Source organism: Amycolatopsis sp. NPDC028719 (assembly GCF_055565395.1).
Window position 1 is genome coordinate 763493 of the sequence record NZ_JBVHUL010000004.1, and the last position, 18079, is coordinate 781571.

General features: G+C 70.7%; 20 protein-coding genes. 12 read left to right on the plus strand and 8 right to left on the minus strand.

Annotated elements, in window-relative coordinates:
- Window positions 1-149 precede the first annotated feature (149 nt).
- Window positions 150-1961, plus strand: coding sequence for a hypothetical protein (locus ACZ4TR_RS22225; protein ID WP_465288790.1), 1812 nt, complete (start codon window positions 150-152; stop codon window positions 1959-1961).
- 105 nt (window positions 1962-2066) lie between these two features.
- Here ACZ4TR_RS22225 and ACZ4TR_RS22230 read toward each other — a convergent pair whose 3' ends face one another.
- The 3 genes from ACZ4TR_RS22230 to ACZ4TR_RS22240 form a co-directional block, all read right to left on the minus strand.
- The gene (locus ACZ4TR_RS22230) at window positions 2067-2882 is read right to left on the minus strand and encodes a hypothetical protein (RefSeq protein ID WP_465288792.1); all 816 of its coding nucleotides are present in this window, start codon (window positions 2880-2882) and stop codon (window positions 2067-2069) included.
- Window positions 2883-3056: 174 nt separating this feature from the next.
- Window positions 3057-3650: a maleylpyruvate isomerase mycothiol-dependent enzyme family protein gene (locus ACZ4TR_RS22235; protein WP_465288794.1), complete on the minus strand. Its 594-nt coding sequence runs from the start codon at window positions 3648-3650 to the stop codon at window positions 3057-3059.
- Window positions 3647-4525 (minus strand): AraC family transcriptional regulator, encoded by an 879-nt coding sequence (locus ACZ4TR_RS22240; protein WP_465288795.1) that lies wholly within the window; start codon window positions 4523-4525, stop codon window positions 3647-3649. The genes ACZ4TR_RS22235 and ACZ4TR_RS22240 overlap by 4 nt, the downstream gene beginning before the upstream one ends.
- An 81-nt stretch (window positions 4526-4606) precedes the next feature.
- Between ACZ4TR_RS22240 and ACZ4TR_RS22245 the strand changes: the two genes are divergently transcribed.
- Both ACZ4TR_RS22245 and ACZ4TR_RS22250 read left to right on the plus strand, forming a co-directional pair.
- Complete coding sequence (locus tag ACZ4TR_RS22245; protein WP_465288797.1) at window positions 4607-5521, plus strand: MBL fold metallo-hydrolase; 915 nt, start codon at window positions 4607-4609, stop codon at window positions 5519-5521.
- Window positions 5522-5582: 61 nt separating this feature from the next.
- Entirely contained in the window at window positions 5583-5858 is a 276-nt protein-coding gene (locus ACZ4TR_RS22250; RefSeq protein WP_155541239.1) for a YggT family protein, read from the plus strand.
- On the opposite strand, the gene ACZ4TR_RS22255 is transcribed toward ACZ4TR_RS22250, so the two are convergent.
- Complete coding sequence (locus ACZ4TR_RS22255) at window positions 5855-6517, minus strand: TetR/AcrR family transcriptional regulator (RefSeq protein ID WP_465288798.1); 663 nt, start codon at window positions 6515-6517, stop codon at window positions 5855-5857. The genes ACZ4TR_RS22250 and ACZ4TR_RS22255 overlap by 4 nt on opposite strands.
- Before the next feature lie 112 nt (window positions 6518-6629).
- On the opposite strand from ACZ4TR_RS22255, the gene ACZ4TR_RS22260 reads away from it, so the two are divergent.
- From ACZ4TR_RS22260 to ACZ4TR_RS22270, 3 genes are all read left to right on the plus strand, one after another.
- Window positions 6630-7820 carry an FAD-dependent monooxygenase gene (locus ACZ4TR_RS22260; protein ID WP_465288800.1) on the plus strand — a complete coding sequence of 397 codons (1191 nt, stop codon included), beginning with the start codon at window positions 6630-6632 and terminating at the stop codon, window positions 7818-7820.
- Between the two features lie 69 nt (window positions 7821-7889).
- Window positions 7890-8876 (plus strand): MCE family protein, encoded by a 987-nt coding sequence (locus ACZ4TR_RS22265; protein WP_465288801.1) that lies wholly within the window; start codon window positions 7890-7892, stop codon window positions 8874-8876.
- Between the two features lie 22 nt (window positions 8877-8898).
- Window positions 8899-9249 (plus strand): YciI family protein, encoded by a 351-nt coding sequence (locus ACZ4TR_RS22270; RefSeq protein ID WP_465288802.1) that lies wholly within the window; start codon window positions 8899-8901, stop codon window positions 9247-9249.
- Between the two features lie 18 nt (window positions 9250-9267).
- Here the strand turns inward: ACZ4TR_RS22270 and ACZ4TR_RS22275 are convergent, their stop codons facing one another.
- Both ACZ4TR_RS22275 and ACZ4TR_RS22280 read right to left on the minus strand, forming a co-directional pair.
- Window positions 9268-9999 (minus strand): class I SAM-dependent methyltransferase, encoded by a 732-nt coding sequence (locus tag ACZ4TR_RS22275; RefSeq protein ID WP_465288803.1) that lies wholly within the window; start codon window positions 9997-9999, stop codon window positions 9268-9270.
- Entirely contained in the window at window positions 9999-10916 is a 918-nt protein-coding gene (locus ACZ4TR_RS22280) for a proteasome assembly chaperone family protein (protein ID WP_364519398.1), read from the minus strand. Before ACZ4TR_RS22280 ends, ACZ4TR_RS22275 begins: the two co-directional genes overlap by 1 nt.
- Window positions 10917-11101: 185 nt before the next feature.
- Here ACZ4TR_RS22280 and ACZ4TR_RS22285 point away from each other — a divergent pair, with 185 nt between their 5' ends.
- The 6 genes from ACZ4TR_RS22285 to ACZ4TR_RS22310 all read left to right on the plus strand — a co-directional run bounded on the left by ACZ4TR_RS22285 (window position 11102) and on the right by ACZ4TR_RS22310 (window position 15357).
- Window positions 11102-11614 carry a PH domain-containing protein gene (locus tag ACZ4TR_RS22285; protein WP_364519396.1) on the plus strand — a complete coding sequence of 171 codons (513 nt, stop codon included), beginning with the start codon at window positions 11102-11104 and terminating at the stop codon, window positions 11612-11614.
- Window positions 11611-13164 carry a PH domain-containing protein gene (locus ACZ4TR_RS22290; RefSeq protein WP_465288804.1) on the plus strand — a complete coding sequence of 518 codons (1554 nt, stop codon included), beginning with the start codon at window positions 11611-11613 and terminating at the stop codon, window positions 13162-13164. The genes ACZ4TR_RS22285 and ACZ4TR_RS22290 overlap by 4 nt, the downstream gene beginning before the upstream one ends.
- A 127-nt stretch (window positions 13165-13291) precedes the next feature.
- A complete protein-coding gene (locus tag ACZ4TR_RS22295; RefSeq protein ID WP_465288979.1) occupies window positions 13292-14086 on the plus strand; it encodes an IclR family transcriptional regulator in 795 nt (264 codons plus the stop codon).
- A 31-nt stretch (window positions 14087-14117) separates the two neighbouring features.
- Complete coding sequence (locus ACZ4TR_RS22300) at window positions 14118-14621, plus strand: GNAT family N-acetyltransferase (protein ID WP_465288805.1); 504 nt, start codon at window positions 14118-14120, stop codon at window positions 14619-14621.
- Window positions 14622-14743: 122 nt separating this feature from the next.
- Window positions 14744-14941 (plus strand): hypothetical protein, encoded by a 198-nt coding sequence (locus tag ACZ4TR_RS22305; RefSeq protein ID WP_004561810.1) that lies wholly within the window; start codon window positions 14744-14746, stop codon window positions 14939-14941.
- The gene (locus ACZ4TR_RS22310) at window positions 14920-15357 is read left to right on the plus strand and encodes a VOC family protein (RefSeq protein WP_465288806.1); all 438 of its coding nucleotides are present in this window, start codon (window positions 14920-14922) and stop codon (window positions 15355-15357) included. Before ACZ4TR_RS22305 ends, ACZ4TR_RS22310 begins: the two co-directional genes overlap by 22 nt.
- A gap of 75 nt (window positions 15358-15432) precedes the next feature.
- Here ACZ4TR_RS22310 and ACZ4TR_RS22315 read toward each other — a convergent pair whose 3' ends face one another.
- Window positions 15433-16701 (minus strand): aminotransferase family protein, encoded by a 1269-nt coding sequence (locus tag ACZ4TR_RS22315; RefSeq protein ID WP_465288807.1) that lies wholly within the window; start codon window positions 16699-16701, stop codon window positions 15433-15435.
- 93 nt (window positions 16702-16794) lie between these two features.
- Window positions 16795-17991, minus strand: coding sequence for a CaiB/BaiF CoA transferase family protein (locus tag ACZ4TR_RS22320; RefSeq protein ID WP_465288808.1), 1197 nt, complete (start codon window positions 17989-17991; stop codon window positions 16795-16797).
- Between the last annotated feature and the right edge of the window lie 88 nt (window positions 17992-18079).

Below are 18079 nucleotides of genomic sequence, written 5' to 3' on the forward strand. Positions count from 1 at the left end.
CAGGTACGACCACGACCGGACCGTAGGATCGACTGTGGACTGTTCGCAGCCGCCGCGGTGATCTCCGGGCGTCGGTGCCAAGTATCGCGCTGTAACACAGCCAGCCCCATTCGCGATCATATCCCGGCGAGCGAACCGCCGGAGGCTCCATGGGCAAGTCCACTCGAAACCGCCGGCTCAGGCAGGCCGCCACGATCAGACGGGGCTCACCTCGGGCCGTCAAGCACGGAAATCGCGCCGAACATTACGGCCGCTCGGTGGGCGACGAGTTGCCGGACTACGAACAGGCCGCCCGGCGCGGTCGTGGCTCGCTCGCCGCCGCCTTGATCTCCCGGCACAACCAGAGGATGGACCGGGTAGGGGTGATCGACCCGGAAGTCACCGCCCGCTCGCGGATCATCCTCAACCAGCTTTTCGTCCTGGAGTCCGGACTGCGAAGGCTGCGTTCCCGGGACGTCTGGATGGCCCGCGCGGAGGCAGCGCCGTGGCTGGACCATCTGCACTGGGGAATCGACAGCCTGGTCTCCGCCATCAGATTTCTGGCATCGGGCCAGCTGATCGGCGCTGCGCAGATCGCGAGATCCCAACTCGAACGCTGGGCACTCAACCTCGCCCACAACTCCGGCAACCGACGGCGCTCCGGGGAGTCGAACGTCGAGTACTACACCAGGCTCTGGTCCGGCCGCACGTTCTTCCACGTGGAGTCCGCCAAGCCCCACGACGTTCGGAGTGCGTCAGCCGCCGGGCGGTCACTTCGTCCCGGAGTGCTCTACGGCGCCGTCTCCGAGTTCCTCCATGGTCGTGGACCGGACGCCAAGGCCGTCCTGTGCGAGTCATGCCTTCTCCTCGATGAGGCGTACCTCGGCAGCATGGTCGAAGCCGCGAGCAAAATACTGGACCTGGTCGACTTGTGCGTCGACCGCCTCCGCGCCTGCGTAGCTACTGCCATGGAAGAGGCGGGCTACCCGGATCGTGCAGTCGAGGACTTCCATCGTAGCTCGTTCACCGCAGACCCAGCCGGAGCGAAACCGTTCGCCCGTTGGGGACTTTGGCCACTGGATCCCAGGACCGGCTTGTCTCCGGTCATCGTCGAAAGGCTGCGTGTCAACCAGGACCGGATCGATCGCGTGTACAACGGCGAGCGCCCCGAGGGGCGCCTGTACCGCGACGATGAGATATCCGAATCGTTCTTCCTGTTCAAGCGGGCTGCGGCCGCCGCGATCGCCCTGACGGCCTTTGACGAGGAAGCGAAGCAACTCGGCCGGCCGGTCGAAAGCCTGGATCTCGGAGACCAGCAAGCCAGAATCGTCTTCGTCGCGGAAACACTCGCTCTGCTCGGCTCGTGGAGTTACCGCCAGAGAGAAGTCGCCATCGCGTTGACGGTGGCATCGTCTGGGTTCCGCTCCGCCTACTGGTTGTGGCTTGAAGACGATGATCGGGCGATGGGAGTGCTGCGCGTCGTTCTCGAGTCCTTGGCCCGCGTCAAGACCTGGATCAAGAACGAAAGCCGCGCCAAGAAGCTGGAGGGCAGGAGCAGCACGACGCCGCGCGACTGGCTCGAAGCCGCGGGCTGGCGCCGGCTCCACGCGCTGAACCTCGCGTTGGGCGAACTCGCTCACACGAGGCAGAACTCCCGCTGGGGCGGCGCACGTGACTTGCTCGCCCAGTTGCTGCCACCAGAGGTCTCCCCGGAACTTGCGCCTCATCGAGGTCGCGGATTCGCGCTGGAAACGGTCGTCGAACTGGCAGCTCGCTTGTGCTTGGAGGTCGTCGCCGTTCACTCGGAAGAGCTGAAGGTGGCGCTGGCGGACCTGCTCGAGTCGACCGGGACGTTCGACGATCAGGTGGACGCCCACCTCGAAGCGTGGCTGTCGAGGAACTGGGATAATCGAAACTTCGATCTCGGCGAGAGCGACTTCGTCCGGCCGGGCGAGGATGACTTCGCCAAAGCGGATACCTAGCCGCCGGGGCGCAGGTGACCACACGCTGGGTCAATCCGCTTCCTGGCGTTGACGTCGCGGGCGGGGCCGAAGCCTCGGCCGGTGACCGAACATCCATCCACGCACCTAGGCGCGTCCGACCTCGACCACCATCCGGGAGTCGCCACCGTCGTCCCGCGGAGCGTCACGAACCACTGGGTCCTCCGTGTCGTTGAGATCGCGGATGGCCAGTCGCCCTGCCGGTGCATTCTCGGCTCGTACAGCCGCCACGAGATTCCTTGACGTTGTCGCACCGACCCGCAGCTGCTTCCGTAACGTCTCAGCGGAGATGGGACGACGGTGGTGGCGCCAGTGTGCAGCGTCCGCCCGCCGCGCTCGCTCCACGAGCTCCTCGTCGACCCCACCAGACCTTCGGATCACTGCTCCGGCCTGCCTATCGCTCTGCACGCCTGCCGGGTCGGGTGCGACCTGCTCCGGGCCGCCAACGATCGGGTCCCCGGACAACAGCCCGGGCGGCTGCGCCGAACCTGCCTCGGCGCTCGCCACGGTGAGCCCGCGAACGAGGCTGGGCCCCACCTCGGCCCACCCGATCAGCAAGAGTGGGCCGACCGAGTCGAACGCTGCCTTACCCCAGTGACCAGCGAACACCGGGTCGGCAACGTTCAACAACAGAGTCACCGCGCTCGCCGCCAACAGCAGGTGGCGTGCTGGCCGCAACACGTCGTCGCTTGCTCCGGACAGGGCCAGGTACCGCGTACCGACCAGCAGACCCAACACAGTCAGGTCAACAGCCGGCGCCACGAGGGGCGCCACGAGCACCGGCACCTGCAGCTTCAACGCCAGGTTCAACACGTTCCCGAACCCGAACAGGAAGGTGAGTCCGACGACCAGGCCCATCGTGACCGTGACGAACCGAGCAACCGCCTGCGAGTTGGCGCTCATGACCGGCCTCCACCGAGGTCGGGAAGCTCGAAGCTTGCCTCGACCGCCAACGAGCCGACGTAAAGCCCCTGGTCAGGCCCGTTCCCATCCTTTGGCAATCCTGCCGAGGGCACGTTTTTTGACTACGGCCAGTCAGCCCCTGCCGGCAGCATCGCGACAGGGGCTTTTCGCGTCTCACTTCTCCAGCGGTGCCCCGTGCCAGCGCCACCCCGTCTGCTTCGGACGGCCCGGGACCTCCACGCGGTCCATGGCCCACAGCAGCGCCGTCCACGGGTCCAGGTCCGAAACCTCGCCCAGGTGGGGGAACAGCCTCGCCAGCACGAGCGCGCAAACCGGGCGGGGTGGGTCCAGCGCCAGACCCAGGCCACGCGCGATGTCCTCGCCGTGGACCAATACCTCCGCGCAGCCCATGGCCGCGAAGCCGGCCGGGTCCGCCGTGCCCGTCGGGTGGTACGCGCGCGCCTCCGGGGACGCCGTGCGGACCACCGCCGCGAGGATCGCGCTTCCCGTGAGCGCGAACTCCAGCGCCTCGGCCGCGGGGACCCCCTTTTCCAGCACCGCAAGGAAAGGCACGTAACCGCTGGGACGGCGGGACACCACCTGAGCCGCGTACGACAGCAAACAGTCACCGATGTGCTCCGCCGTGTGCCACGCGTCCAGGTCGCCCGTGCCCGCCGCCGTCGTCCAGTCCTTCGCCGCCGCCGGGCGCAAACCCTCGGCGAGGCAAGCGATCGACGCGTCGAGGTCGGCTGCGGAAACAGGCTTCATGATCGTGACCCCAGCCGGTGGTTTCCCGGTGCGACACCGAACTCGCGCTTGAACGCGTGCGAAAACGCGAAAGGCGAGCCATAGCCGACCCTCGAAGCGATCGACGGCAACGGAAGATCGGTGTCCTGCAGCAAACGCGCCGCCGTGGTCAGGCGCCACCACGTCAAGTACGCCATCGGCGGACGGCCCGTCAACGCCGTGAACCGGCGGGCGAGCGTCGCGCGGGACAGGCCCGCCCGGGACGCCAGGTCCTCGATGCGCCACGGCATTTCGGGATTCGCGTGCAACGCCTCCAGCGCCGCCGCGATCGCGGGGTCGTGCAACGCCTGGGGCCAGCCCTCGCCCGGGTTTCCTTCCAGCCACGCGCGGATCAGGTACACCAGCACCACGTCCAGCAGACCGGCGAGGACGGTCGCCGAGCCCGGGCGGCGCGAAGTCGCCTCCGCGCCGAGCAGCTCGATCGCCGCCCGGAGTTCCGGGGCACCGCCGACCCGGGCGGGGATGTGCACCACCTCCGGCAGGCTCGCCAGCACCGGGTGGCGGCGCGCCTGGGACAGGCGGTACTTGCCGCACAGGAACTCCGTCCGGCCGTCCGGCTCGGGGACCGCCGTCTCGAACGGCACGGCGCCCGACGCGTCCGGCCGCGACGACAGCGTGTGCGCGCTGCCGTGCGGGACCAGGACGACGTCGCCCGCGCCCAGGGGTACCGGCTCGCCGTCGGCCGGGATCAGCCAGCCGCTGCCGCGCAGCAGCACGTGGAAGCCCGCGCCCTCGTACGGCGCGAAGCCGTAACACCACTCGGCGCCGGCGCTCAGCCGGTTCGACGTCGGCTGCCCGATCCGTACCGCGGTGATCGCGTCGCTCAACAAGTCCACGTCGCCACTATAAGACGCTCGCGCATCAAAGTGAGCATTCAAGACATTGGAGAGCTCAATCGAGAGCGTCAGAGTAGAGGTATGCACATCGGTGACGTCGAAGTCGTGAAGGTCCTCGAGTGGCAGGGCGAGATCGCCCCCGCCCGGACCATCGTCCCCAGCCCGCCCGAGCTCTGGCAGGAGAACGCCCGCTGGCTCGCGCCCGACCACTGGAACCCCGGAACCGGCGGCTACCGCGGCGCCGTCCAGACCTGGGTGCTGCGCAGCGAAGGCCGGACCATCCTCGTCGACACCGGCGTCGGCAACGATCGCGACCGCCCGCAGATCCCGCTGTTCGACCACCTGACGACGGACTTCCTCAGCCGGCTCCAGGCTGCCGGTGTCCGGCCCGAAGACGTCGACGTCGTCGTCAACACCCACATCCACTACGACCACGTCGGCTGGAACACCTTGCTGCGCAACGGCGAATGGGTGCCGGCCTTCCCCAACGCCACGTACCTGATCCCCCGCGCCGACCAGACGTACTTCGACCCGCGCAACGCCCACCGGCGGCCCGCCCCGCGCACCGCGCACGACCAGCTGCGCCGCGAAGGCAGCCTGCTCGTCTACGCCGACAGCATCGCCCCCGTGCTCGGCAAAGCCGTGCTGTGGGAGGGAAAGCACCGCATCGACCGCAACCTGACCCTCGAACCCGCGCCCGGTCACACGCCCGGCTCGTCCGTCGTCCGCCTCGCCTCCGGCGGAGACCGCGCCGTGTTCGTCGGCGACCTCCTGCACAGCCCTGTCCAGATCCTCGAACCCCGGCACAGCAGCTGCTTCTGCGAAGACGCACAGCAAGCCGCCGTCACCCGGCGCCGCGTCCTCGAACGCGCCGCCGACAATCGCGAGCTCGTCGTCCCGGCCCACTTCGCCGGCCCGGGCGCGGCGGAAGTCCGGCGCGACGGCAGCCGGTTCGCCATCCGGCGCTGGGCGGGTGATCCTGTCGAGAACCTGTGAAACGGACGGATCCGGCACTGCCGGGTGCCTCCGGGCGTTGTCAGGGGGACAAGGAGGAACCATGGGTGCACTAGGGACACTGCTCGGCTTCGCGCTGAGCCTGTACCTGCTCGTGCTGATCGCGCGGATGGTGCTGGACTGGGTGGGGATGCTGGCTGACAGCCCGCCGTGGACGCGGCGGGCGCGGAGCCTGGCCTACTCGGCGACCGAGCCGGTCATCGGGCCGGTGCGGCGGGTCGTGCGGCCGGTGCGGATCGGCGGGATCTCCCTCGACCTCGCCTTCACGCTGGTCTTCATCGGGGTGATCGTGCTGCGCGGGATCGTGTTCGCGCTCTAGAGGCTGCCGCGGTACCCCGCGGCCAGCCGATCGATGCCGCGCTCCAGTTCGCTGCGGACCCCGCGCAGGTCGACGCCGTCGGGGTCGATCAGCGCCTGCATCGAGATCCCGCGCAGCTGCGCCAGCAGCGCTCCGGCGTACGCGTCGGCGTCGCGGACCCCGGTGATCGAGCCGTCCGCGACGCCGCTGGCCAGGGTCTGGGCGATGGCGAACCGGAACCGGCGGTCGGCCTCGGTCAGCGCGCCGCGCAGGGCCGAGTACTCCGCCGCCGCGTCGCCCCAGCACGCCAGGAAGGCCTGGTTGAGCGTCGGCATCGTGCGGATCAGCTCGAAGATGATGTCGAGCAGCGCGCGCAGCATGTCCATCGGCGTAGCGGTGGCCGAACCGGTCCGGGCCGCGACGGCCTCGCTGTAGGCGGTGGTGAACTCCTCGACGGCGTACTCGACCAGCCGCTGGCCGAGCCCGTCCTTGTCACCGAAGTGCTGGAAGATGACGGACCGCGCGTAGCCGGACCGCGCGCAGACGGCGCCGAGCTTCAGCCGGCCGAAGCCCTCGTCGGCGACGAGGTGCGCGGCGGCGTTGAGGATGCGCGCCTCGACGGCGGCATCCTCGCCGTCCTGCGGGATCCGGTCTGCGGCGGAGCGGTCCACGCGCGCCATGCTAGCCACTCGAACCGGACACCACCGGCCGGACGGTCAGCGGATCGTGCGTGGACCGTCAGCGCGGCGGAGCAGCTTGGGGTCATCAGCACCGACCCGAGAGGACACTCAGATGACTGCGAAGACCGTGCTCGTGTCCGGGGCCAGCATCGCCGGCCCGTCCGCGGCCTACTGGCTGCGCCGCCACGGCTACCGCGTGACCGTCGTCGAGACCGCGCCCGCGCTGCGGCCCGGCGGGCAGGCCGTCGACTTCCGGGGTGAGCAGGTGAAGCTCCTGCGGGCGATGGGCATCCTCGACGACGTCCGCCGCTTCGAGACCGCCATGGGCGAGCAGACCGTGCTCGGCCTCGACGCGCGGCCCCAGCTGACCGTGCCCGGCGCCGCCTGGAGCGGGGAGGTCGAGATCCTCCGCGGCGACCTCGCGCGGATCCTCCACGAGCACACCAAGGACTACACCGAGTACGTCTTCGGCGACCGCGTCACGAGCCTGACCGAGACCGCGGGCGGCGTCGACGTCACCTTCCGCCACGGCGCGCCGCGGCGGTTCGACCTCGTCGTCGGGGCCGACGGCGTGCACTCCGGCGTGCGGGCCGCCGCCTTCGGGCCCGAGGCGGGCTTCCGGCGCGACCTCGGGTTCGGGATCGCCGGGTTCACCGCCCCCAACCACCTCGGCCTCGACCACGCGAGCGTGATGTACAACGAGCCCGGCCGTGGCCTGACCGTCGGCAGCCACCGCCTTCCGGACCGGCTGCACGTCGGCCTGGTCTTCGCCGCCGACGGCGTCGAGTTCCGCCGCCGCACCCCCGACGAGCAGCGTGCCTTGGTCGCGCGGCTCTTCGCGGACACCGGTTGGGAAACGCCGAAACTCCTCGAGGCGCTGCCGGACGCGGACGACCTGTACGTCGATTCGATCAGCCAGATCCACCTCGGCCGCTGGTCGAAGGGCCGGGTCGTGCTGCTCGGCGACGCCGCCTGGTGCGCCGGCCCCGGCGGGTCCGGCACCGGACTCGCGATGATGGGCGCCCAGGTGCTCGCCGGCGAGCTCGCGGTGGCCGGCGGCGACCACGTGACGGCGTTCGCGAAGTACGAGGAGCGCCTCCGCAAGCCGGCCACGGTCGGGCAGAAGAACGGCAAGGGCTCGGGCAACTTCCTCGCCCCGCGCACCGCCGCGAAGATCCGCAGCCGCAACCGCGCCTACCGGATGCTGAGCACGCGGCTGTTCGGCAGGGTGTTCACCTGGATGACCGATCGCGCGGCCAACGCGCTGGAATATCGCGAGTACCCCGCGCTCACCTCGGCGTGAGGCGACGATCTTCGTCTCATCGGGGGACTCGGCTGGCGACCCGGCGTGGCCTGCGTCACTCTTGCCGCCATGCCACTACGTCGGGCCGCCGACGCCCCGGTCCGGACGGCGCTCGCCGGCCTGACCGTGCTGGCCCTGGGCGTGCTCACGGCGCTCAACGCGCGTTCCCTGCCCGTGATCGGTGACGGCACCACCTACGCCGCCGAGTTCACCGAGGCGGCCGGCGTGTCCGAGGGCAACGACGTCCGCATCGCCGGGGTCGAGGTCGGCCGCGTCTCGGACGTCGCGCTGCGCGGCGACCACGTGCTGATTTCCTTCCGGGTCAAGGGCGCGTGGCTGGGTGACACGACAGGCGCGGCGATCCGGCTGAAGACCGTGCTCGGCCAGAAGTACCTCGCGCTGGACCCGCAGGGCGACGGGACGCTCGACCCCGGCAAGCCGATCCCGCGGTCGCGCACCAGCGTTCCCTACGACATCCTCGCGGCGTTCGGGGAGCTGTCGTCCACTGTGGACAGGATCGACACCACCCGGCTGGCGAAGAGTTTCGACACGCTGTCGGCGACATTGGCGAACACCCCGCAGAGCGTCCGCGCGGCGCTCACCGGACTCTCGCGGCTGTCGGACACGCTCGCCACGCGCGACCAGCAGCTCGCCACCCTGCTGGGCAACACGCGGGTGGTTTCGCAGACGCTCGTCGACCGCGACGCCGCCGTGCGGCAGCTCCTCGACGACGGGAACCAGCTGCTCGCCGAGGTCGGCGACCGCGAACAGGCGATCAGCTCCCTGCTCGACGGCTCGCACCGGCTCGCCACCGAGCTGTCCGGGCTGATCAGCGACAACGACACGCGGCTGGGCCCGCTGCTCACCCAGCTCGACCAGCTGACGTCGATGCTGCAACGCAACCTGGACGCGCTCGCCGCCGGCATCCGGGCGTTCGCGCCGCTGGTCCGGCTCGGGACCAACCTCTCCGGGAACGGCCGGTGGGTCGACGGCTACCTGTGCGGGCTCGTCCTGCCGTCGTTCGGCCCGCTGAACGAAGCAGGCTGCCACGGCTGAGCCCGCGTGGCATGCTGGCGCCGTGCGATACCTGCTCCTGCTGTGCGGTGACGAAAGCGCCGCGGCGGCGGCCGGCCCGGAGATGGCGCGGCGCTGCCACGAATGGGCCGCCGAGGCCGAACGGCGCGGTGTCCGGCAGGCCGGCACGGGCCTGCGTCCGCCGGCCGAGGCAAAGACGATCCGGGTGCGCGACGGCGAAGTGCTGCTGACCGACGGCCCGTTCGCCGAAACCAAGGAGCAGGTGGGCGGCTACACCATCCTCGAATGCGCGGACCGGTCGACGGCCCTCGAGGTCGCGGCGCGGCATCCGTGGGCCGAGGCCGGCACGCTGGAGCTGCGCGAAATCCTCGACGGGCCGCCTACGGCCTCGTGATCTTCACCGTCACTCGGCTCACCGCACGATGAGCCGGAACCCCGCGTCCCACTCCGTCCGGGCCAGCAGCTCCGCGTGCTCCTCGTGCCACCGCCCGGACTCCAGATCGGCCCGCAATCGGGCCATTCCCCGGAGCACCGCCTCGGGCGACGTCTGCGCGAGCGCCGAGCACGACCGCCGGACCGCCGGATCGAGGTAGGCCTCCGGACGGCGCCAGTGGGCCGGGAACACGCCGTCCGTGAAATCCCAGGGCACCGGCAGCTCGACGACCGAAGCCGCGCCCAGGAAGTCCGCGATCTCCGGTGCCGAGGGACGCGACCGTTCGAGCAGAGCCACCTCCGGCACGTACTCCCGCACGAGCCAGAAGTCGTTGTGCAGCGCGGTGTCGTAGGCGAGGACGACCTGCCGGGAAGCGACCCGGCGAAGCTCGTCGAGACCGCCGCGCCAGTCCCGCCAGTGGTGCACGGTCAGCACCGCCAGAGCCGCATCGAAGGCACCGTCGGCGAACGGCAACGCCTCGGCGACCGCCCGCACCACCGGCGCGGCGTCAGGACGCCGTTGCCGGATCATCTCCGCCGACGGCTCCACCGCGACGACGCGCCGCGCGGGCGGCTCGTACGACCCGGTCCCGGAACCGACGTCGAGCACGGACGCGGCCGGGCCCAGCGCGTCGAGCACCGGCGTCAGCCACCGCGGGTCGGTTCGCCTTCCCCGCGCGTAGCCGACGCCGATCTCGTCGTAGCGCGTCATCATCGCTCCGGGCCGTCGCCGCCGTTCTGCTCGGCCAGGAACCGCTCGAACTGGGACCCGAGCTCCTCCGCGGTCGGCATGTGCTCGACCGATTCGGCGAGCAGCGAACCCCGCTCGGAAGCCTCGATGAACGTGTCGTACTGCCGCTCGAGCGCGCGGACGACGTCGGCGACCTCGTCGGACTCCGCGACCTGGCGGTTGATCTCGGCGTCGGCGAGCTCCGCCGCCGTGCGCAGTTCACCTTCGGCCAGGCTCAGGCCGGTCGAGCGGCTCAGGGCGTCGAGCACGACCAGCGACGAGGCCGGGTACGTCGACTGCGCCAGGTAGTGCGGCACGTGCGCGGCGAACCCGATCGCGTCGTGGCCCCACTCGCCGAGCCGGTACTCCAGCAGCGCGGCCAGGCTGCCCGGCACCTGCAGCCGGTTCGGCAGCGGCTGGTGCTCGCCGACCAGGTCCTGGCGCGTCGCGTGCACCGTGACGCCGAGCGGGCGGGTGTGCGGCGCGCCCATCGGGATGCCGTGGAAACCGGCGGTGAGCCGGACGCCCCAGCGCTCGATCAGGTTCCGGACCGCGCGGCAGAACCGCTCCCAGTCGTGGTCGGGCTCCGGGCCGGACAGCAGGAGGAAGGGCGTCCCGTCGCCGTCGTGCAGCAGGTGGACGACCAGTTCCGGCGCGTCGTAGTCCTCCCAGTGGTCCACGGCGTAGGTCATCGTCGGCCGGCGCGAGCGGTAGTCGATGAGCCGGTCGACGTCGAAGCGCGCGACCACCCGGTGCTCGCCGGCGAGCAGGTGCTCGGCCAGCAGACGGCCCGCCGAACCGGCGTCCATGAACCCTTCGAAGTGGTGCATCAGCACCGCCCCGGTCAGGTCGGGGACGTCCGAGTCCACCTCGTACAGGTCGTCGGGATCGGGTCCCACCGGGTCCTCCTGCTCGCTGACAAGTCAATCCTTCAAGCACAACACACCCCGACGGCGAATCCATTCCTCCGACGGTGTGGCCGATCGTAACGGCATGCGATGGAGGCCGGACCGGATCGGCCTCGATGAAACTTCGATGACACATGTCGTGGGCACGCAAGGCGCCGATCGGGCACGCTTGACCTGTGACCGAACACAGTACGAACACAGCGGCGTTGCGGCTGCGGCCGCCCGCGCACCGGGTCAGCCGGCGGGCCATCGGCTACTGGACGGTGACCGCCGCGCTCCTGTGGATCGTGCTGATCGGGGTGCAGACGGTCATCGTCGTGACCAGCGACGATCCACCGTCGTTCCTCGACGTCACGCTGATCATCTCGTGCGTGCTCGCTCCGCTGCACCTCGTCGTGATGCCACAGTGGCGCTACCGCGTGCACCGCTGGGAGGTCACCGGCGAGGCCGTCTACACGCAGGCCGGCTGGCTGAAGCAGGAGTGGCGGATCGCGCCGGTGTCGCGGATCCAGACCGTCGACATCGAGCGCGACCCCTTCGAGCAGCTCTTCGGGCTGGCGAAGATCACCGTGACGACGGCGTCCGCGGCGGGCCCGCTGCGCATCGCGGGCCTGCGGCACGACCGCGCGCTCGAGCTGGCCGACGAGCTCACGAAGACCACGCAAGCCGTCCGGGGCGACGCGACATGAGCAGTACCGAAGCCCTCGTGACGCCTCCCGCCGAGGGGACGCAGGACGCGCCGTGGCACCGCCTGGACCGGCGCATGCTGCTCATCCGGCCGGTGCTGGACCTGGTGCGGTCGCTGCCGGTGCTGCTGGGCGCGCTGCTCGTCGGGCAGGGCGAGCCGTGGCAGTGGATCGGTCTGATCTTCACCGCGATCGCCGTGTTCACCGGTGTCTCGCACGTGCTGACTTCGCGCTACCGGATCACCGGAACCCAGATCGAGTGGCACACCGGGCTGCTGCTGCGCAAGCAGCGGGCCATCCCCCGCGACCGGATCCGCACGGTCGACGTCACCTCCGAGCCGAAGCACCGGCTGTTCAAGCTGGCGGCCGCGCGCATCGGCACCGGGCGGCACTCGGGTGGCAAGGGGCCGGGCAAGGACGAGCTCGTCCTCGACGCCGTCACGATCGCCGAAGCGCAGCGGCTGCGGACGCTCCTGCTGCACCGCAAGGCCGTGGAGACGGAGACCGAAGCCGCTCCCGCGCCGCCCGAGCAGGTCGTCGCCGTGGTCGACAAGAAGTGGCTGCGGTACGCGCCGTTCACGCTGTCCGGGCTGGCGGTGGTCGGCGCCGCCGTCGGCACCGTCTACCACTTCGCGCACGAACTGCACTTCGACCCGATCCAGTTTTCGCTGGTCCGGACAGTCGTCGGGCACTTCGCCGACACCCCGACGTGGGTGAGCCTGGTGCTGGCCGCCGCGGGGCTGCTGGTGCTCGTCTCGCTGCTGTCGATCGGCGGCTACGTGCTGTCGTTCTGGAACTTCCGGCTCACCCGCGAACCCGCCGGCACGCTGCACATCCGGCGCGGCCTGATCACGACGCGCTCGGTGTCGATCGAGGAGGACCGCCTGCGGGGCGTGGAAATCCGCGAGCCGCTGCCGCTGCGGCTGGCCGGCGGCGCCCGCTGCGTCGCCATCGCCGGCGGCCTGCGCGAGGGCAAGGGCGCGGACAAGAGCGGCGGGCTGCTGCTCCCGCCCGCGCCGCTCGCGAAAGCCCACGAGGTCGTCGCGAAGGTGCTCGGTGAGGACCCGGCCGCGACGCCGCTGGTGCGCCACCCGCGCCGGGCGCTGTACCGGCGGCTCTCCCGGGCCGTCATCGGGGTGCTGGTGCTCGCCGCGGCGCTGTACGGCCTGGCGTGGCTCGGGGCCCTGCCGGACTGGCCGTGGCAGGCCGCGCTCGTCCTCGTGCCGTTCGCCGCGCTGGTCGGCTGGGACCGCTACCGCGGGCTCGGGCACGCCCTCACCGGCCGCTACCTCGTGACGCGCTCGGGGTCGCTCGACCGCGGCACCGCGGCGGTCCGCTGCGACGGCATGACCGGCGTCGTCGTCGAACGCTCGTACTTCCAGCGCCGGGCCGGGCTGGTCACGATCATCGCGCCGGTCGCCGCGGGCAAGGGGCACTACCGCGTGCTCGACGTCGGCGAGGCCGACGGGCTCGCGCTGGCCGACCGGGCCGTCCCCGGCCTGCTGACACCGTTTCTGGAGCGGGCTGAGCGCTCCGAAGTACTACAAGAATAAGTGAATCAGCGCATTTCGAGTGGAAATTGATCCCCGGCGGGAATGCTGGCCTTCGTTTAACACAACGTGCTAATTTATTCACCCCGTGTGATAGCGAAGGTCGTTTTTGTCTCACCGAGAGGTCATGATGACGCCTGCCGTCAGTGCCGCCAGTGCCGTTGACGGTCCCGCCACCACCGCTCCCCGCCGCACCCCCGGCGCCAGCAGTTCCCGGAAGGTCCTCCAGCTGCTCCTCGCCTTTTCCGAACGTCGCTGGGAGGCCAGCGTCGCCGAGCTCGCCGCGACGATCGGCACCCCGGTCGCGACGACCTACCGCTACGTCGCCCTGCTCAAGGAGCTGCAGCTGCTCGAAGAAGGCCGGGCCGGGCACTACCACCTCACCAGCCAGGTGATGCCGCTCGCGCGCGCCGCGCAGCTGGCGAACGACCTCGTGCGGCTGGCGAAGCCGTCGATGGAGGAAGCCGCGCGCGAGCTCGGCGAGACGGTGATGCTCTTCCAGCAGTTCGGCGACGCCGCCGTGTGCGCGGATCGCGTGGAGTGCGACCGCGCCATGCGGTTCACGTTCGAGCCGGGGCATTCCGTGCCGCTCGGCGTCGGCGCGTCGGGGAAGATGCTGCTCGCGCTGCTGCCGGAAATGGAGCGCGACCGGCGGCTGGCGCCGATCGTCGAGCAGCGGGGCACGTACGTGCGTGACGAGCTCAAGCACGCGCTGGAGAACCGGTTTTCGGTCAGTTCCGGGGAAATCGACGAAGGCGTCTGGGCGTGTTCGGTGCCGGTGCCCACCTACGGGCGGCGGCCGACCGTGCTGAGCCTGGCCGGCCCGGCCGCGCGGATCACCGACGAGGCGCGGTACGCCGCGATCACCGCCCTGCAGGGGTACGCGAACCGCATCCAGCGCACGATTTCGTCTTATTCGCTGTGAAAATCCCGGCCGGGCGCGTACGAATGCGTTCGTGATCCGGCTCGCGCGCATCGACGACCTACCCGCGTTGATCGACGTCGAACGCGAGGCGGGTGAACTCTTCCGTGCCCTCGACATGGCCGCGATCGCCGACGACGACCCGGGTTCGGTCGAGGAGCTGGCGGGGTACCAGGCCGACGGGCGCGCCTGGGTGAGCGTGGACGACGCCGACCGGCCGGTGGCGTACCTCGTCGCCGAAGTCGTCGACGGCCACGCGCACGTCGAGCAGGTCTCGGTGCGGCCCTCGCACGCGCGGCGCGGGCTCGGCAGCGCGCTGATCGAGACGCTCGCCGAGTGGGCGGCCGCGCGCGGGTTGCCGGCGCTGACGCTCACGACGTTCGCGGCCGTGCCGTGGAACGCGCCCTACTACGAGCGGCTGCGGTTCCGGGTGCTGGCGGACGCGGAAATCGGCGACGGACTGCGGGCGATCCGCCGCGCGGAGGCCGCCCGCGGCCTGGACGCCTGGCCGCGCGTGGCGATGATCCGACCACTCTGACCTGGGCTTCTCACCTGCGCGGGGGATCCACTGGCGCACCCGGTCGAACATGTGTTCTACTGTGCTCGCCGGCCTCGGAGGGGGAAGCTCCTGGGCCGGCCCACAGACTTCGGGAGGTTGTTGTGGCGGTCAAGATCACCCACCTGACGAACGGCCAGCAGGTGCGTTTCGCCAACGCCGACGGCGCCCGCCGCTACGCCGAGATCATGGGCGGCGGCGTCGACAAGTGGCGCTTCACGGTCGTGCCCGAGGACCCGATGCTCCGGAAAATGTCGGACTCGGTCGTTAACGTGCCGGTATGGCGCATGACTTCCAGGTAGTGGTGGATACGGCCGACCCGCACGTGCTCGCCGGCTGGTGGGCCGAGACGCTCGGCTGGCCGGTGGAACCGACGGACGAGGACTTCATCCGCGAGATGATCGCGAAGGGGTACGCGAAGGAAGAGGAAACCCGGACGTACAACGGAGCGCTGGTGTGGCGAACGGGGGCGGCGATCCGCCACCCGGACTCGCCACCCGAGGGTCCACCCCGGCGGATTCTCTTCCAGGAGGTTCCGGAGCCGAAGACGGTGAAGAACCGCCTCCACATCGACGTGTGGGTCGGCGCGGACAACGTCGAGGCCACGCTGGAAAAGCTGACGTCACGCGGGGCGAAGTTCCTGCACCGGGGGCGGCAGGGGCCCCACAGCTGGGTGACGATGGCGGACCCGGAGGGCAACGAGTTCTGCATTTCGTGAGCGGCGCGGCCGGGTACTCCGGGCACGAACGGCTCTTTCCTGCCGTCGGAGGACAGGAAAGAGTCGTTCACCGCGTCAGCTCTGCGCCGCCAGGCGGTCCAATGCCTTCGGGAGCGCCGAAGCCAGCAGATCCAGCTCCGGCTCTCCCGCGATCAGCGGGGGCGACACCGCGATACCGCGCCCGAGGTTCCGCACGATGACGCCCTCGTCGCGGCACGCGCGCTGCAGCTTCACCGGGGCGCCCGGGTCGGCGTCCATGACCTCCGCCGTCAGCTCGACCGCGGCCAGGAACCCGAGCCCCGCCCGGACCTCCGCCACCAGAGCATGGTCGACGAGCCCGGACACCGCGTCGGCCAGGGGCTTCTCCAGCTCGCGGCCGCGGGGGATCAGGCCGTCGCGCTCGTAGATGTCCAGGGTCGCCAGGCCGGCCGCACACGCGACCGGGTGGCCCGCGTACGTCGCGCCGTGGCGGAAGATCGGGGCGCCCGGCCGGCCCGTGAAGAACGGCTCGGCCACCCGCGGGGCCACCACCAACGCACCCAACGGGATCGTGCCGCCGGTGATGCCCTTCGCCGTCGTGATCAGGTCCGGCTCGACCGCCCAGCGATCGATGCCGAACCACGTCCCGAGCCGGCCCCACGCCGCGATCACGCAGTCCGCGACGAACAGCACGTCGTGGCGGCGGCAGATCGCGGCCACCTCCTCGAGGTAGCCGTCCGGCGGGAGCAGCACACCGCCCGCACCGATCACCGGCTCGCAGAAGAAGGCCGCGACGCGCGAAGCGCCCACTCGCTCGATCTCGGCTTCCAGCGCCGGAGCGCTGTCGAACGGCACGTGTGAGAACTCCGGCGGCTGCGGCCCGACGCCGGCCGCGTTGGCCGGGATGCCGCCGACGGCCGTGCCGAAGCCGTGCGTGCCGTGGTAACCCTGCGCGCGGCCGATGACGTGCGTCTTCTCCGGCCGCCCGGTCTGCGCGAAGTACGCCCGCGCGAGCTTCACGGCGGTGTCGATGACGTCCCCGCCACCCGAGCCGAAGAAGACCTTCGACCCCGGCGTCGGCGCCAGCGCGGCGACACGGTCGGCCAGCTCGATCGCGGGCTCGTTGGCGTTGTAGCCGAACAGGTTGTACGAGTCGAGGGTCCGCAGCTGCTTGGTGACGGCCTCGGTGATCTCGGGCCGTCCGTGCCCGAAGTTCGCGTACCAGAGCGACGCGGTGGCATCGAAGTACCGGCGGCCGGCGTCGTCCCAGACGTAGGAGCCCTCCCCGCGGGTGATGACCATCCGGTCGCCGTCGACCGCGCCCATGTCGGCGAACGGGTGCCAAAGGGCGTGCTGTGCTGACATCGGTCCTCCTCAGTCCTTCCCCCATCCCTACCAGGGCGAAGCGGGGAGCGCGAACACGCCATAGTGCACATTTCGCGACACTGGGTGCACCATTCAGTCCAGGAACTCCCCGATCTCCTCCGCCGAGTACCCCAGCTCCGCCAGCACCTCCGCGGTGTGCTGCCCCAAAGTCGGCGGCGCTGACGTCGGACGCGCCGGAGTGTCCGAAGCCTTTACCGGGAACCCCGTCCCCACATACGTTCCCACCGTCGGGTGCGGGAGCCGGACCACCTGGTCGCGCGCGGCGGTCCACGGATCCGCGTACACGTCGTCGATCTCGTTGATCGGGGCCGCCGGGATGCCCGCCGCGTCGAAGGATTTCAGCCAGTCCGCCGCCGTTCGCGTCCGCAGCACCGGTTCCAGCACCGCGTTCAGCTCGTCGCGGTGTGCAGCTCGGAGAGCGTTCGACGAGAACCGCGCGTCCGAAGCGATGTCCAGCTCGAGCACCCCGCAGAACGCGTGCCACAGCTTTTCGCTGCCCACCGCGATGATCAGCCAGCCGTCCGAGACGGAGTACGCCTGGTACGGGACGATGCTCGGGTGCGCCGAACCCATCCGGCGCGGGCGCGGCGCGTCGTAGAACACAGCTCCCGCCGCATAGACGTGCCAGACCAGCTGACTGTCCAAAAGGGACACGTCGAGGTACTGGCCGCGGCCCGTGGTGTGCCGGGCCTGCAGCGCCATCAGCACCGCGATGATCGCCCACGTCCCCGCGTTGAGGTCCGCCACCGGCAGCCCGACCTTCGCCGGCGCGCCGCCGGGCTCGCCGGTCAGCGACATCACGCCGCCGAGGGCCTGGGCCACCAGGTCGTAGCCCGCGCGGTCGCGGTACGGGCCCGTCTGCCCGAACCCGGTGATCGACACGTGGATCAGCCGCGGGTTCAGCTCCGACAGAGCCGCGTACCCGAGCCCCCACTTCTCCAGCGTCCCCGGGCGGAAGTTCTCGACGAGCACGTCCGCGTCGGCCACCAGACGTCGGAGGGCTTCGCGGCCGCGGTCGCTCTTGAGGTCGAGCACGATCCCGCGCTTGTTCCGGTTCGCCGCGAGGTAGTACACGGCTTCACCGCTTTCGCCGACGAACGGCGGCCCCCAGCCGCGGGTGTCGTCGCCGTGGCCGGGTGGCTCGACCTTCACCACGTCCGCACCCATCTCGCCGAGGTACTGCGTGCAGTACGGCCCGGCGAGGATGCGGGACAGGTCGACGACCTTGATCCCGTCCAGCGGGCGGAAACCGGCGCGGTCAGCAGGCATCGAAGTCACGGCCCTTTCTCTCCCACGGCCCGAAATTACGCAAGGTGTTCCTCCTAACGGCCGTAGACGTCCGACCTCTTCATGGTGT